Genomic DNA, 13964 nt, shown 5'->3' on the forward strand with positions numbered 1-13964 from the left:
TTGGTGTCGCCCATTAGGGTGACGTCGAACGTTCCACGGGGAGGACCACCGATCATGACCATGCCGCTGCGGCCGGGCGAACAGACCCGGCTCGGGCGCTACGAGCTGCTGGGCCGTCTTGGCCAGGGTGGCATGGGCACCGTCTATCTCGGCAGCGACGACTCGGGGCGGCGGGTGGCCATCAAGATGGTCCGGCCGGAGTTCGCCGATGAGCAGGAGTTCCGGGGGCGGTTCCGCAGCGAGGTCAACCGGGCCAAGCAGGTGCCCCCGTTCTCCACCGCCGAGGTGCTCGACGCCGACCCCGACCACGACCCGCCCTATCTCGTGGTGGAGTACGTCGAGGGGCCGAGCCTGCAGGCCGTGATCGCCGACAAGGGCCCGCTGTCCGGCTCCGCGCTGCACGGGGTGGCGGTCGGCATCGCGACGGCGCTGACCGCGATCCACGGCGCCGGCGTGATCCACCGCGACCTCAAACCGGGCAACGTCCTCATCGCGATGGGTGGCATCAAGGTCATCGACTTCGGGATCGCGCGCGCATTCGAGGCGACCAGCGCTCACACGCGTACCGATCAGATGGTCGGCACTGTCGCCTACATGGCGCCGGAGCGGTTCGATGATGCCGGTGGCCGTCAGGTCGGGCCGGCGGCGGACATCTTCGCGTGGGGTGCCGTGGTGGCCTACGCGGCGACCGGCCGCACCCCGTTCGCGGCAGACTCGGCGGCGTCGACCGCGATGCGCATCCTGACCCAGCCGCCCGAGCTCAGCGGCCTGCCCGAGCCGCTGCGGGCCCTGGTGGCCCGCGCGCTGGCCAAGGAGCCCAAGGACCGGCCCACCGCACGTCAGCTGCTCGATCTGCTGCTGGCCGGTGGCACCGGGGAGGCGGGCGTCGCGGCCCTCGCGCAGGAGGCCACGACCGTCACGCCGCGGCCGAGGAGACGACAGCGGCTCCTGCTCCCCGTCGCGGTGATCGTCGCGGTGCTGGCCGGGATGTTCGGCGCCCGGATCGGCATGGACCGCTCCGACGCCGGTTCCGAGCCGGCGGGTGACACTCCGGTCGTGCGCCCCACGCCCTCGGTGGACCCGCACGCCGAGATCCTCGCCGGGCGCAACCTCACGCTGCTGCACGTCGACGAGATCGACCGTGACCTTGCCCTCGACGTGCAGGATCCGCGGGTGCGGGCCGCCGACGGCACCGGGAACAAGTCGTTGTTCCTGCTGGAGCCGGTCGGCGTCGACTATCTGGTCCGCACCCTGCGCGAGGGCGTCGGCGGGCCGGAGACGTGCCTCGGGGTGCGCAACGATCCGGAGGGCTCGGCGTTCCTCGTCCCGGCGCAGTGCAAGGCGACAAAAGCGACCCTGTTCTCCTTCACCGCGATCGGCAAGAAGGACGACAAGGGTCGCGAGCGTTACACGATGTCCAACGACGAGTCCGGCACGGTGCTCTGGGATCCGAGCAACCGGACGGTGATCGTCGAGGTCGCCGATGACTGGACGCCGAACCTCAGCGTCAGCTTCGTGGACCGCGGCCCCCTCTCGGAGGCCGCGATCCCGTCGGCGTCTAGACCTTCCTGAGCACCGTGACGCCGCGCGCCTCGAGCAGCGTGCCCGAGCCGTGCAGCACCTCGCCGTCGAGACCGGTCAGCTCGACCGGCTCGGCGGTCCGGTTCACCACGAACCAGTAGTCGCCACGCACCGCGAGCTCGACCCGCCCGCGCAGCTCCTCCGGCAGTTCACTGACGATCCCGGCCCGCTGCAGCAGGTCACCCAGGACCGGGACGAGACCTTCCGGGCCGAGCCGGGTCGACACGTACGCCGCCGAGCCCGTCCCCACACTGCGCCGGGTGATGGCGGCACCGCCGTCCTTGTAGCTGGCGAGCACCTCCACCCCCGCCCCGGTGACCTCGACGTGGTCGGTCCAGACCGTGCCGATGGTGCCGTTGTCGAGCGCGGCGCTGTCGCCGTCCAGCAGCGGCTCGAACTCCTCGATCCGGATGCCGAGCAGGTCACGCAGCGCACCCGGGTAGCCGCCGAGCCAGATGTGGTCGTTCTCGTCGACGACCCCCGAGAAGTACGTGGTGACGAGGTGTCCCCCGGCGTTCACGTAGGACTCGAGGCGTTCCCGCAGCGCCTGCGGCACCACGTGCAGGATCGGCGCCACGACCATGTCGTAACCGGCCAGATCGGCGTGCGACGGCACGACGTCGGCGCGGACGCCGAGGTCGAGGAACGCCGTGTACCAGTCGAGGGCCTCCTGCTTGTACCGCAGCCGATCGGTCGGGTGCGAGTCCTGCTCGCTGGCCCACCACGAGTCCCAGTCGAAGACGATCGCGGCCCGTGACGGCGTCCGCCCGGTCCCCGAGATCGGGGCGAGCTTGCGCAGGGTGTCCCCCAGTGCCACGACGTCGCGGAACAGCGTGCTGTCCTCGCCGGCGTGCGGGACCATCGCCGAGTGGTACTTCTCGGCTCCGGCCTTCGACTGGCGCCACTGGAAGAAGCAGACCGCGTCGGCTCCGTGCGCGACGTGCGTGAGCGAGTCACGCGCCAGTTCGCCCGGCTTCTTGGGCACGTTGACCGGCTGCCAGTTGACCGCGCTGGTCGAGTGCTCCATGAGGAACCACGGCCTGCCGCCCGCCACCCCGCCGGTGAGGTTCGCCGAGAACGACAGGTCGTCCAGCGACTGCGCACCCGGCAGGCGGTAGTGGTCGTTCGAGACGAAGTCGACGTCGGCCGCCCACGCGGCGTAGTCCATCGGCTTCTGCTCGCCCATGATCATGAAGTTGGTGGTGACCGGGATACCCGGCGTCAGCTCGTGCAGCACGTCCCGCTCGGCGCGCAGGTACACGCGCAGGGCCTCGGACGAGAACCGTTTGAAGTCGAGCTGCTGGGTCGGGTTCGGGTGGGTCGCCGCCAGCCGTGGCGGGAGGATCTGCGCCCAGTCGCTGTAGTGCTGCGACCAGAACGAGGTCCCCCACGCCGCGTTCAGTGCGTCGAGGGTGCCGTACTTGCTCTGCAGCCACGACCGGAACGCCGCCGCGGCGTCGTCCGAGTAGTCGTAGATGTTGTGACAGCCCAGCTCGTTGGAGACGTGCCACGCGGTCAGCGCCGGGTGGTTGCCGTACCGCTCGGCCATCACGCGGACCAGGCGCAGGGCGTGCTCGCGGAAGATCGGCGAGGTGGGGCGCCACTGCTGACGCCCGCCCGGCCAGATCGTGCGGCCCTGCTGGTCCACCGGAAGGATCTCCGGGTGCTTCGTGGTCAGCCACGGCGGCGGGGAGGCCGTCGCGGTGGCGAGGTCGACCGAGATGCCCCCGGCGTGCAGCAGATCCAGGATCTCGTCGAGCCAGCCGAAGTCATACTCACCCTCGGTCGGTTCGAGGCGTGCCCACGAGAAGATGGCGAGCGAGACGATCGTGACGCCGGCCGCACGCATGGCGCGCACGTCCTCGTCCCAGACCTCCCGCGGCCACTGCTCGGGGTTGTAGTCGGCGCCGTACTCCAGCCGGGGCTGCTGCCCCGGCCGGGTCGGGCGAAGCCAGCGAGTCGTCACTTGACCGTGAACCCCTGCTCCTTGCCGTACGCCGCGGACTGGTCCTGCCACGCCTTGAGACCATCGGCCAGCGGCGTCGAGGAGACGTACGCCTTGCCGACGCTGTCGTTGAAGATGCTGTTCGCGTACACCTGGAAGGGCAGGTACGACCAGCCGGGCGTCACGTTCTTCGAGGAGGCCGCGAAGATCTCGTTGGCCTTCTGGCCGCCGAAGTACTTGAACTCGGTGTTGAGGAACGCGTCGGAGTTCAGCTGCTTGACCGTGGCCGGGAAGGCACCGTTGTCAACGCGGGTCTGCACGCCGTCGCCGTCGTTGGCGTACTTCAGGAAGCCGTAGGCCAGCGCCTTGTTGGAGGACTTCTCCGGGATGGCGAGCGAGCTGCCACCGTTCTCGGCGGAGGCGGTGCCACCGGCGGTCCACTGCGGCAGGGCCGCGACGCGCCACTTACCGGAGCCCGCGGGGGCGCCGGAGGTGAAGTTGGCGGGCATCCACGCGCCGGTGTTCAGGGTGGCGATGGACCCGTTGCCGAGGCCCTGGTACCACTGGTCGCTCCAGGAGCTGATCGGCGCGAGCAGCTTCTCGCTGATCAGCGCCTGCCAGACCTTGACGAACTCCTGCGAGCCCGCGTCGTTCAGGTTGATCGTGACGTTGGTGCCGTCGACCTGGTACGGCTTGCCGCCGGCCTGCCAGATGAGGCTGGTGACGAAGCCGGCGTCGCCGGTGTCGTTGGCGATGTACGCCTTCGGGTCCGCGGCGTGCAGCTTGCGGGCCGCGTCGAGGAACTCGGTCCACGTGGTCGGGACCGTGATCTTGTACTTGTCGAAGACGTCCTTGTTGTAGAACATCGCCATGGGGCCCGAGTCCATCGGGAGCCCGTAGGTGCCGCTGCCGGACTGGACCGAGGCCCACGGGCCGGGGCTGAAGTCGGCCTTGAGCGACGAGGCGCCCATCTGGTTCAGGTCGGTGATCGACTTGCCGAGCGCGAACTGCGGCAGCGCGTAGTACTCGATCTGCGCGACGTCCGGGATGCCCGAGCCGGCCGCGAACGCGTTCTGCAGCGCGGTGTACTGGTCGTTCCCGGTGCCGGCGTTGACCAGGTTGATCTTCACGTTCGGGTAGGTCTTCTGGAAGTTCGCGACGACCTGCTTGAGGGTCGGCTCCCACGCCCAGACGGTGAGGTTGCCACCCTTCTGCAGCGCGGCGGTCACATCGGCGTCGGAGACGGTCGTGCCGGACGTGCCCGACGAGGAGTCGTCGTCACCGCCGCCGCACGCGGCGAGGGTGAGGGTGGTGGCGGTGGCGAGCGCGGCCAGGCCGAGCAGACGCCGCCGGGTGAAAGTGGTCATGCGTGATCTCCTTATTCCTTAACGCTGCCGGCGGCAAGGCCGGACTGCCAGTAACGCTGCAGCAGCAGGAACGCGGCCAGCAGCGGGAGGATCGTGAGCATCGATCCGGTGATGACGAGGTTGAACACGACGTCCCCGCCGGCGGTCTGGGCCTGAGCGTTCCAGGCGTTCAGGCCGACGGTGAGCGGGTACCAGTCGGGGTCCTTGAGCATGATCAGAGGCAGGAAGTAGTTGTTCCAGGTCGCGACCATGCTGAAGAGCAGGACGGTGACGATGCCCGGGGCGAGCAGCGGCACGGCGAGGCGGAAGAAGATGCGGAACTCGCCGGCCCCGTCGACCCGCGCCGCCTCGATGATCTCCGTCGGGATCGCCTGCTCCGTGAAGGTCCACATGAGGTAGAGCCCGAACGGGGTGATCAATGACGGGATGATGACGGCCCACGGGGTGTTCGTCAGGCCCATCTTGCTGAACATGAGGAACGTGGGGACCGCCAGCGCGGTGCCGGGGACGGCGACCGCGCCGATGACGATGGCGAAGACGCCCTTCTTGCCGGGGAAGTCGAACTTCGCCAGGCCGTAACCCGCCAGCACGGCGAGGAAGGTCGCGCCGCCGGCGCCGACGATCACGTAGAACAGCGTGTTGCCCAGCCAGCGGACGAAGATGCCGTCGTTGTACGTGAGCGTCTCGCGGATGTTGTCCCAGAGCGCGAAGTGCCCGTCGTCGAACCACAGGCCGAACGAGCTCGCCAGCCCGTCCTGGGTCTTCGTCGAGTTGATCAGCAGCCAGACCAGCGGGATCAGGCTGTAGATCAGCGCGATGCCGGTGACCAGCGTGAGGACCACGCTCTTGCGGTTGCGCGGCTTACGGGGGGTGAGCGGCGACTTGTGGGTGCCGGTGCGCTCGGGCGCGGTGACCATGGTCGTCATGGCGCTCAGCTCTCCTTGGTGCCGCGCAGCTGCACGACGTAGGCGATGACCATGGTGATCACGCCCATGACGATGGCGACGGTGGCGGAGTAGTTGTACTGCTGGCCCGAGAACGACAGCGAGTACGCGTACAGGTTCGGGGTGAAGTAGGTGGTGATCGCGTTGGGCGCGACGTTCTGCAGGATGCTCGGCTCGTTGAAGAGCTGGAAGCTGCCGATGATCGAGAAGATCGTGGCGATGACCAGCGCGCCCCGGATGGCCGGCAGCTTGATCGACCGGATGATCCGCAGCTCACCGGCGCCGTCGATCTCCGCCGACTCGTAGAGCGTCGTGGGGATCGTGCGCAGCGCCGAGTAGAAGATCAGCATGTTGTAACCCACGAACTCCCAGGTCACGATGTTGCCGATCGAGGTGAGGATCAGGCTCGGCGAGAGCGGGTCCGGCAGGGTGATGTTGAAGGCGTCGTTGATGTTGCCGACCAGGCCGAACTGCGTGCCGTAGATGAAGCCCCACATCAGGGTGGCGACCACGGCGGGCACGGCGTAGGGCAGGAAGATCGAGATCCGGAAGAACGACTTGCCGTAGAGCCGGCCGCTGTCGATCGCGAGGGCGACCAGCAGCGCGATGAACAGCATGATCGGGACCTGGACGACCAGGAAGATCGACACCCGCCCGACCGAGGACCAGAAGTTCGGGTCGGTGAGCGCCTGCTGGTAGTTGTCCAGACCGACGAACGAGTTGCCGCCGATCAGCCGGTTCTTGAACAGGCTCAGGTAGATCGAATAGACGATCGGTGCGAGGAAGACCAGAGCGAAGACGGCCATGAACGGACCGACGAACCGCCAGCCCGTCCAGGACCGGCGTCTCGGTACAGCGATGTCGGCCACGTGACGTCCCTTCTCTGCACGAAGTATGTTTACGTAAACATCATGCTCCACGTCGGCGGGAAGGGCCCAGTGGCAGGCATTGTTTCACGGAAATCAATATCGTGATGTTAACGTAAACATCGTGGTGATCGTTACACTGCCGCAGCGGATCGTCAAGAGGAGTCGCAGGTCATGCCGGAATTTGTTGATCATGACTCAGGGCTTTGCTGATCATGGCTGACGCTGGCCGCCGCCGGCCCCGGCGCGGCGTATCGATGGCGGACGTCGCGCGCCTGGCCGGGGTTTCGTCACAGACCGTGTCGCGGGTGTCGACCGGGCATCCCAGCGTGGTCGAGTCGACCCGCCAGCAGGTGCTGGCCGCGATGCAGGAGCTCGGTTACCGCCCCAACAGCGCGGCACGGGCACTCAAGCGCGGGGAATTCCGCACGCTCGGCGTCATCCTGTTCACCCTGGCGACCACCGGCAACAGCCGCACGGTCGAGGCCATCCTGGCCCAGGCAGCCCAGGAGGGGTACGCGATCACGCTCATCCCCGTGGCGATGCCGACCCAGGACGGCGTGCTGGGCGCGTTCACCCGCCTCGGCGAGCTCGCCGTCGACGGCGTCGTCGTGATCATGGAAGTGCACCTGCTGGACGCGGCGAATCTGGAGCTGCCGCCGAACATGCAGGTCGTGGTCGTCGACTCGGACGCCGGGGAGCGTTACCCGGTCGTCGACACCGACCAGGCGGACGGCGCCCGGCAGGCCACCCGGCACCTGCTGGAGCTCGGCCACGAGACGGTCTGGCACGTCAGCGGCCCGATCGAGTCGTTCGCGGCCGGGCGGCGTACCCAGGCGTGGCGCGAGACCCTGGAAGCCGCCGGAAAGGCTGTCCCGCCCCCACAGCTGGGCGACTGGACGGCCGAGTCGGGATATCAGGCCGGGCTGGTCCTCGCCCGGAATCCCGGCTGCACCGCGATCTTCGCGGCCAACGACCAGATGGCACTGGGCGTGATGCGGGCCTTCCACGAGCAGGGCCGCTCGATCCCGGGCGACGTCAGCGTCGTCGGCTTCGACGACATCCCCGACGCCCACGCGTTCTTCCCACCCCTGACCACCGTCCACCAGGACTTCGCGGAGGTCGGCAGGCGCTGCGTGGAGGGCCTGCTGCGCCAGATCCGCAACGAACCGGGCTCGCCCGGCACCGACCTGGTCCCCACGCGCCTGGTCCTGCGCGGCAGCACCGCGGCTCCACGAGGACGTTGAGAGGGTCCGGCCGCCCCACGGGGGAGGACGGCCGGACCGGTCTCACAACGGATCAGACCGCGAGACGCTGACCCGGGAAGATCAGGTTCGGGTCGCTCACGACACCGCTGTTGAGCTGGTACAGACCGCGCCAGCCACCGCTCACGTGCTTGTTGCTCGCGATCTTCGCCAGGGTGTCCCCCGACTTGACCACGTAGCTGCGCCCGGTCGCCTTGACCGAGGTGGCGGCCTTCTTGGTGGCCTTGTGCGTCGTCGTCTTCCGCGAGGTGGAGGACGTCGTCGCCTTCTTGTGCGTCGAGGCCGCCTTCTTGCTCGTCGAGCTCGACTTCTTGTGCGAGGTCGAGGACGACGATCCGCCGGCGTTCTTGGCGGAGTAGGACTTGGACGAGCCGGCCTTCTTGCCGCAGACCGGCCACGCGCCGATGCCCTGGCCGTCCAGCACCTTCTCCGCGATACGGATCTGCTGCGAACGGCTGGCCTTGTTGGCGGTGCTGGCGTACTTCGCGCCGCCGTAGGCCTTCCACGTGCTCCGGCTGAACTGCAGGCCCCCGTAGAAGCCGTTGCCGGTGTTGATAGCCCAGTTGCCGCCGGACTCGCACTGCGCGACGGCGTCCCAGTTCACACTGGACTTCGCCTGCGCCGCACCACCCGATCCGAGCAGGACGGCCGTTCCGGCCGCACCCGCCACGAACAGGCCGAGGGCACGCAGAGACTGCTTGCGGACATGCTTTGCCATGAAAGATGAACCTCCACGCCTGTGAGGTCAGCTGTCGGATTCGGGCGAGGTAGCCCGGCCGTCCCGCTCGGTTATGGCGGGTCCGGCTTCACCCCGAGGCGCGCTGCAGCACGCCGAGGAACTTGGGTCCCCCACTTCCTGCCTTTGGTCAAAGGTCCCGGCCCGGTCGGCGGCAGGAATTCGGCGTTGCCGACCGCGGGGCCCGCGTCAGCGGACTGGCCGACGGTAGCCAGGCCCCGGGGGTGTTCGGCAAACTTCTGGCCCTAAAGGTGAGCTTGTTTACATCCCTGACTTGCCCCATGAATGACCATGAAACGGTCTATTTCACCGGTTCGCCGGGAGCGTCGGCAGCAGCGCGACACGCAGTCCGAGCCGCAGCGCAGCCAAGGTCAACGCACTCGAGTCGGCGTTGGTGTCGAGGTCGGTCGCGTGGACGGGTTCACGCAGCCCGAAGGCGTACCATCCGCCGTCCGTGGTGGCCCCGATGACGACGTCGAAGTTGCGCAGCAGGTCGTAGGCGTCCCGCACGAGCTGTGGCGTGAGGTCGGGGGAATCAACCGTGATCATGAGGAAGTCGTCGCGGCGATGGACGCTGCGGGTGGCGGCGGCGCAACGGAAGAACCGGGTCATGCTCCTCAAGTGGTCGTTACGGCCCGGAAAGTTGCCCGCCTCAGCAGGAAATCCACTCTGTGTTCGTCGTCACATCATCAAGAATTTCCGGAACGGGGGAAACGCCCAGGCCAGGGCCCTGCGGTACGCGCAGATGCCCGCCCTCGAGCACGAACGGCTCGGTGATGTCCGTGGCGAAGTACCGCCCGGACGCCGACGTGTCCCCCGGGAGGGTGAAGCCGGGCAGCGCGGCGAGAGCTACGTTGGCAGCACGCCCGAGACCGGTCTCCAGCATGCCGCCGCACCACACCGGGATCCCGTGCGCCGCGCAGACGTCGTGGATGCGCCGGGCCTCCAGATAGCCGCCGACCCGGCCGGGTTTGACGTTGACGATCGCGCAGGCGCCCAGCGTGATCGCCGCGGCTGCGGTGCGCGCGGACGTGATCGACTCGTCCAGGCAGACCGGGGTGGTGATCCGCCGGGCCAGCTCGGCGTGCCCGAGCACGTCCTCCTCGTCGAGCGGCTGCTCGATCAGCAGCAGCCCGAACGGGTCGAGCCGGGCGAGCTGCCGGGCGTCGCCCACGGTGTAGGCCGTGTTCGCGTCGACCTGCAGCAGCACGTCGTCGCCGAAGCGCTCGCGGACGGCGCGGACCGGCTCGACGTCCCAGCCGGGCTCGATCTTCAGCTTGATCCGCAGGTAGCCCTCGGCGAGGTAGCCGCCGACGGCGTCCAGCAGCTCGGGGATCGAGTCCATGATGCCGACGGAGACCCCGCACGGCACCCGGTCGTGCACGACGCCGAGCTCACGGGCGAAGGAGCGGCCGGCGGCACGCAACTCGGCGTCCAGGACCGCGGTCTCCAGCGCCGCCTTCGCCATCCGGTGACCCTTGAACTGCTCCAGGGCCGGGCCCACGGCGTACGCGTCAAGCCCCCGCACAGCCGCGACAGCGGGCACCAGGAAGCGCCGCAGCACGTCCGCGGCCGCGTCGACGTACTCCGAGGAATACCGGGGGTCGGACATCGCCACGCACTCGCCCCAGCCCTCGGCATCGCCGGTGACCACGCGCACGAGCAGCACGTCGCGGGCGGTCTCCGTGCCGAACGAGGTGCGGAACGGGCTGACCAGCGGCATCGCGACCCGGCGCAGCTCGACCCCGGTCAGCCTCATGCGGGCCACCGCAGGACGTATCCCCGCGCCCGGTCGAACCCCACGACCCGGGCGCCCGAGGCCATCGGTCCACCGAGGACCTCGCGGACCTCGAGCCGCCATCGCCGGGCCGCGGCGGGATCCCTCGTACGCAGAGCTTCGATGTCAGCCGGAACCGCCACCACCACGTCCTCCCCCACTGGTGGCGCCTTCGCCTGCCCGGTGAGGTCCCAGCGCACCAGGAGCCGGTCGGACGGGTCGTCGCCGTTGATCACGTCGTGCATGGGCCCGTAGAAGTCGGTGAGGTACTCCACCGGCTCGCCACCGAGCTTGACCAGGTTGAAGTGGGCGTTGCGGGCCACGAGCGGGTCGTAGGTCCAGGTGATCGCGGCCGCGCCGTGCTCGAGGGCCCACTCGCGCTGGTGCTGCTTCAGGGCGTATCCGACACCCCGGCCGGCCACCGCGCGCGTGACGCCGGCGACGTGGCTGTGCAGTTCCCGCTCGGCCGGCGGCCCGAAGAAGCCGACACAGCCGCCGATCAGGGCACCGTCGTCGTACGCCGCCGCGATGTAGTTGCCCGCCTTGGCGAGCGCCCGCAGCACCTCGACCCCGAGCAGCGGTGCGGGCCCGTCCTGCCAGATCCCGCCCAGCACGACGTCCAGCTCCGCCAGCTCGGCGAGCCCGTCCACCGTCCGGATCTCGATGGTCATCGCCGGGACAGCTCCTCGACCAGCCCCGCGATCAGCGCCGCCCGGCCGGGAAGCTCTGCCACGAGGACGTGCTCGTCGTCGGCGTGGGCGCCACCGCCGACCGCACCGAGCCCGTCCAGGGTGGGTGTGCCGATGCCACCGGTGAAGTTGCCGTCCGAGCCGCCACCGACCGCGGCAGACCCCGGCACCGGCAGCCCGAGCAGCGCGGCGACCTCCGTGGCGACGGCGAACAGCTCAGCGGTGGCCACCGGCATCAGCGGGGGCCGGTTGGGTCCACCGAGGATCTCGAGCCGGGATTGCGGCAGCACCGGGCGCAGCGCGTGCACGGCGGCGTCCACCCGGGACTGCTCGGCGATGTCACGGACCCGGACGTCGACGGCGACCTCCGCGGTGGCGGGCACGGTGTTCGACGCGGAGCCGCCGGTCAGCAGCGTGGGCGTGACGGTGGTGCCGAGCGCGGGGTCGCCCAGCGCGGCGAGCGCCAGGACCTGGTGGGCGAGCTCGATCGTCGCGTTGACGCCGCGTTCGGGTTCGAGACCGGCGTGGGCGGCGCGGCCGTGGGCCCGTACCCGATACATCGACGTGCCCTTGCGCTCGATCTTGAGCGCTCCCCCGGCGGCGGCCGCCTCCAGCACCAGGGCCGCGGCGCACCCGGCGGCTTCCTTCTCGATCAGCGCACGGGAGGTGGGCGAGCCCAGCTCCTCGTCACAGGTGATCAGCAGCGTCACGCCGTCCGGTGTGGACAGCTCGGCGAGCACGTGGAACGCGAGCACCAGCCCGGCCTTCATGTCGACACAGCCGGGGCCGCGCAGCACGCCGTCACGGATACCGTACGGATGGGTGCTCAGCGACCCGGACGGCCAGACGGTGTCGTGATGGCCGAGCAGCAGCACCCGGGCGGGCCCTGCACCGAACCGCCAGCGCAGGTGGATCCGGCCCTCGACCTTGATCCGCTCGGGCGGCGTCCCCAGCAACCGGGTGCCCATCGCCGCGACGACCTCGACACTCGCCGCCAGGGCCACGGGATCGACGGAGGGTGATTCACAGGTCACCAACTGCTCGATGTCGCCCAGCATCTCCGGCAGACGGGCGGTCATCCGGTCCGGCAGGCTCATACCCGGTCACTTTACGGTGCGCAGACCCGATAGTGTGCTTTCCCGTGACCCGGCCCCTGCGTCCTGGCGACCCGACTGAACTGGGCGGTTACCGCCTGCTGTCACGATTGGGCGAGGGCGGGATGGGTGCGGTCTTCCTCGGCCGCGCCGACGACGGCCGGCTGGCCGCGATCAAGGTCATCCGCCCCGAGTACGCCTCCGACGACGAGTTCCGCAACCGGTTCCGCAGCGAGGTCACCCGCGCCCGGCAGGTCCCGCCGTTCTGCACCGCCGCGGTGCTCGACGCGGACCCCGAGCACGAGACCCCGTACCTCGTCGTGGAGTACGTCGACGGCCCCGACCTGGCCCAGGTGGTCGACGACAACGGCCCGCTGAGCGGGGGCAACCTGCACAGCGTGGCGGTCGGCGTGGCCACCGCGATCGCCGCGATCCACGGCGCCGGGGTCATCCACCGCGACCTCAAGCCCCGCAACGTGCTGTTCTCACTGGGCACGCCGAAGGTCATCGACTTCGGGATCGCGCGCGCCGTGGAGATCACGAGCAAGCACACGCGTACCGATCAGATGGTCGGCACCGTCGCCTACATGGCGCCGGAGCGGTTCGACTCCGACAGCAGCGCCACCGGCCCGGCCGCCGACGTGTTCGCCTGGGGTGCGGTCGTCATGTACGCGGGCACCGGCCGCACGCCGTTCGCCGGGGACACGCCCGCGGTCACCGCCGCGAAGATCCTCACGCAGCCACCCGACCTGGACGGCCTGCCCGATCCGCTGCGCGAACTCGTCGCCCGGACCCTGGCCAAGGACGCACGGGAACGCCCCACCGCGCACGAACTGCTCGACATGCTGCTCACGGCGGGTTCGTCGACCGAGGCGCAGAACCTCGCCGGGCGTCCCGAGCTCCGGCAGGCCGCCGAAGCCGTCCGGGCGGCCCGCCCCAGGGTCCCCCGCAGGCGCGGCCTGATCGCCCTGGCCTCGGCCGCCGCCCTCGCGGTGCTGGCCGGTGGCGGTCTCGGCGTCGCGCACGCCGTCAACTCCGGCGACTCGCAGCAGACCGAGGCGCAGGCACTGTTCCCCGTCGCCGCGCCGGCACCCCGCGCGGTGCGGGGCCTGTCCGTGATCGACCCCCTCGACCGGCCGGGCCAGTGGAAGCCGGAGACCGGCGACACGGGCGGCACCTGTGTCTTCGCCGACGGCGCGCTGCGGGTCACGACCGACGAGGCCAACACGTACGACTGTCCCGGCCCGACGGACAGCTTCGCCGGTGACCAGAGCATCGCGGCGGACGTCACGGTCATCAACCCGGGCAGCTGCGCGCAGATCCGCTTCCGCGCCAACGGCCGCAGCGACTACCTGTTCTCCGCGTGCCCCGGCCAGGTCGAGCTGGCCCTCGAGAACGACGACCAGAAGACCACCCTGACCTCGGTGGCCTCCGATGACTTCCGGCTCGGCAGCACCCGGCGCGTCCGCATCGACCTGCGCGGGCAGCTTGCCACCGTCTCGGTCGACGGCAAACCGATCTTCCAGGCCCCGATCACCGACCAGAGCCTCGTCGCCGGTCAGGTCCGGCTCGGCGCCGACAGCGACCCGAGCGACGGCCCCGGCCGGGCCTCGTTCGCCAATGTGGAGATCCGCTCGCTGTAGCGGTCCACCGCCTCGCTGTAACGCATCCCCGCCGGTTGATCCACGTCGATGAACCTC

Annotated in this window: 12 protein-coding genes and 1 riboswitch; of the genes, 3 read left to right on the forward strand and 9 right to left on the reverse strand. The window is 69.7% G+C overall.

Annotated elements, in window-relative coordinates; all coding sequences use genetic code 11:
• The first annotated feature begins 54 nt into the window (after positions 1-54).
• Complete coding sequence (locus Aco04nite_RS17385) at positions 55-1572, forward strand: serine/threonine-protein kinase (RefSeq protein ID WP_212998280.1); 1518 nt, start codon at positions 55-57, stop codon at positions 1570-1572.
• On the opposite strand, the gene Aco04nite_RS17390 is transcribed toward Aco04nite_RS17385, so the two are convergent.
• The 4 genes from Aco04nite_RS17390 to Aco04nite_RS17405 are packed head-to-tail and all read right to left on the reverse strand — an operon-like array spanning position 1559 to position 6706.
• Complete coding sequence (locus Aco04nite_RS17390) at positions 1559-3547, reverse strand: beta-galactosidase (RefSeq protein WP_212998281.1); 1989 nt, start codon at positions 3545-3547, stop codon at positions 1559-1561. The two genes, Aco04nite_RS17385 and Aco04nite_RS17390, sit on opposite strands and share 14 nt — an antisense overlap.
• Positions 3544-4893, reverse strand: coding sequence for an ABC transporter substrate-binding protein (locus Aco04nite_RS17395; protein WP_212998282.1), 1350 nt, complete (start codon positions 4891-4893; stop codon positions 3544-3546). The genes Aco04nite_RS17390 and Aco04nite_RS17395 overlap by 4 nt, the downstream gene beginning before the upstream one ends.
• 11 nt (positions 4894-4904) lie before the next feature.
• Positions 4905-5819, reverse strand: coding sequence for a carbohydrate ABC transporter permease (locus Aco04nite_RS17400; RefSeq protein WP_203836112.1), 915 nt, complete (start codon positions 5817-5819; stop codon positions 4905-4907).
• Between the two features lie 5 nt (positions 5820-5824).
• The gene (locus Aco04nite_RS17405; protein WP_203836111.1) at positions 5825-6706 is read right to left on the reverse strand and encodes a carbohydrate ABC transporter permease; all 882 of its coding nucleotides are present in this window, start codon (positions 6704-6706) and stop codon (positions 5825-5827) included.
• Between the two features lie 212 nt (positions 6707-6918).
• Here Aco04nite_RS17405 and Aco04nite_RS17410 point away from each other — a divergent pair, with 212 nt between their 5' ends.
• Positions 6919-7950, forward strand: a complete 1032-nt coding sequence (locus Aco04nite_RS17410; protein WP_244876070.1) for a LacI family DNA-binding transcriptional regulator — start codon at positions 6919-6921, stop codon at positions 7948-7950.
• Positions 7951-8002: 52 nt separating this feature from the next.
• Here the strand turns inward: Aco04nite_RS17410 and Aco04nite_RS17415 are convergent, their stop codons facing one another.
• From Aco04nite_RS17415 to Aco04nite_RS17435, 5 genes are all read right to left on the reverse strand, one after another.
• Positions 8003-8686, reverse strand: coding sequence for a LysM peptidoglycan-binding domain-containing protein (locus tag Aco04nite_RS17415; protein WP_212998283.1), 684 nt, complete (start codon positions 8684-8686; stop codon positions 8003-8005).
• A gap of 1 nt (position 8687) precedes the next feature.
• Positions 8688-8881, reverse strand: a riboswitch (cyclic di-AMP (ydaO/yuaA leader).
• Positions 8882-9010: 129 nt separating this feature from the next.
• On the reverse strand, positions 9011-9316 hold the full coding sequence (locus Aco04nite_RS17420; protein WP_212998284.1) for a DUF2064 domain-containing protein: 306 nt from the start codon (positions 9314-9316) through the stop codon (positions 9011-9013).
• 40 nt (positions 9317-9356) lie between these two features.
• Complete coding sequence (gene menC / locus Aco04nite_RS17425) at positions 9357-10463, reverse strand: o-succinylbenzoate synthase (RefSeq protein ID WP_212998285.1); 1107 nt, start codon at positions 10461-10463, stop codon at positions 9357-9359.
• A complete protein-coding gene (locus Aco04nite_RS17430) occupies positions 10460-11152 on the reverse strand; it encodes a GNAT family N-acetyltransferase (protein WP_212998286.1) in 693 nt (230 codons plus the stop codon). Before Aco04nite_RS17430 ends, menC begins: the two co-directional genes overlap by 4 nt.
• On the reverse strand, positions 11149-12267 hold the full coding sequence (locus Aco04nite_RS17435; protein ID WP_244876071.1) for a M20 family metallopeptidase: 1119 nt from the start codon (positions 12265-12267) through the stop codon (positions 11149-11151). The genes Aco04nite_RS17430 and Aco04nite_RS17435 overlap by 4 nt, the downstream gene beginning before the upstream one ends.
• Before the next feature lie 44 nt (positions 12268-12311).
• On the opposite strand from Aco04nite_RS17435, the gene Aco04nite_RS17440 reads away from it, so the two are divergent.
• On the forward strand, positions 12312-13907 hold the full coding sequence (locus Aco04nite_RS17440) for a serine/threonine-protein kinase (protein ID WP_212998287.1): 1596 nt from the start codon (positions 12312-12314) through the stop codon (positions 13905-13907).
• The last annotated feature ends 57 nt before the right edge of the window (positions 13908-13964 follow it).

The organism is Winogradskya consettensis (assembly GCF_018332715.1).
Taxonomy (GTDB): domain Bacteria; phylum Actinomycetota; class Actinomycetes; order Mycobacteriales; family Micromonosporaceae; genus Actinoplanes; species Actinoplanes consettensis.

Bases quoted from the DNA above. Each gene is read 5' to 3' on its own strand.
- Aco04nite_RS17385 (WP_212998280.1), top strand. From the start codon at position 55: ATGACCATGCCGCTGCGGCCGGGCGAACAGACCCGGCTCGGGCGCTAC.
- Aco04nite_RS17395 (WP_212998282.1), bottom strand. From the start codon at position 4,893: ATGACCACTTTCACCCGGCGGCGTCTGCTCGGCCTGGCCGCGCTCGCC.
- Aco04nite_RS17400 (WP_203836112.1), bottom strand. From the start codon at position 5,819: ATGACGACCATGGTCACCGCGCCCGAGCGCACCGGCACCCACAAGTCG.
- Aco04nite_RS17410 (WP_244876070.1), top strand. From the start codon at position 6,919: ATGGCTGACGCTGGCCGCCGCCGGCCCCGGCGCGGCGTATCGATGGCG.
- Aco04nite_RS17415 (WP_212998283.1), bottom strand. From the start codon at position 8,686: ATGGCAAAGCATGTCCGCAAGCAGTCTCTGCGTGCCCTCGGCCTGTTC.
- Aco04nite_RS17420 (WP_212998284.1), bottom strand. From the start codon at position 9,316: ATGACCCGGTTCTTCCGTTGCGCCGCCGCCACCCGCAGCGTCCATCGC.
- menC (WP_212998285.1), bottom strand. From the start codon at position 10,463: ATGAGGCTGACCGGGGTCGAGCTGCGCCGGGTCGCGATGCCGCTGGTC.
- Aco04nite_RS17430 (WP_212998286.1), bottom strand. From the start codon at position 11,152: ATGACCATCGAGATCCGGACGGTGGACGGGCTCGCCGAGCTGGCGGAG.
- Aco04nite_RS17435 (WP_244876071.1), bottom strand. From the start codon at position 12,267: ATGAGCCTGCCGGACCGGATGACCGCCCGTCTGCCGGAGATGCTGGGC.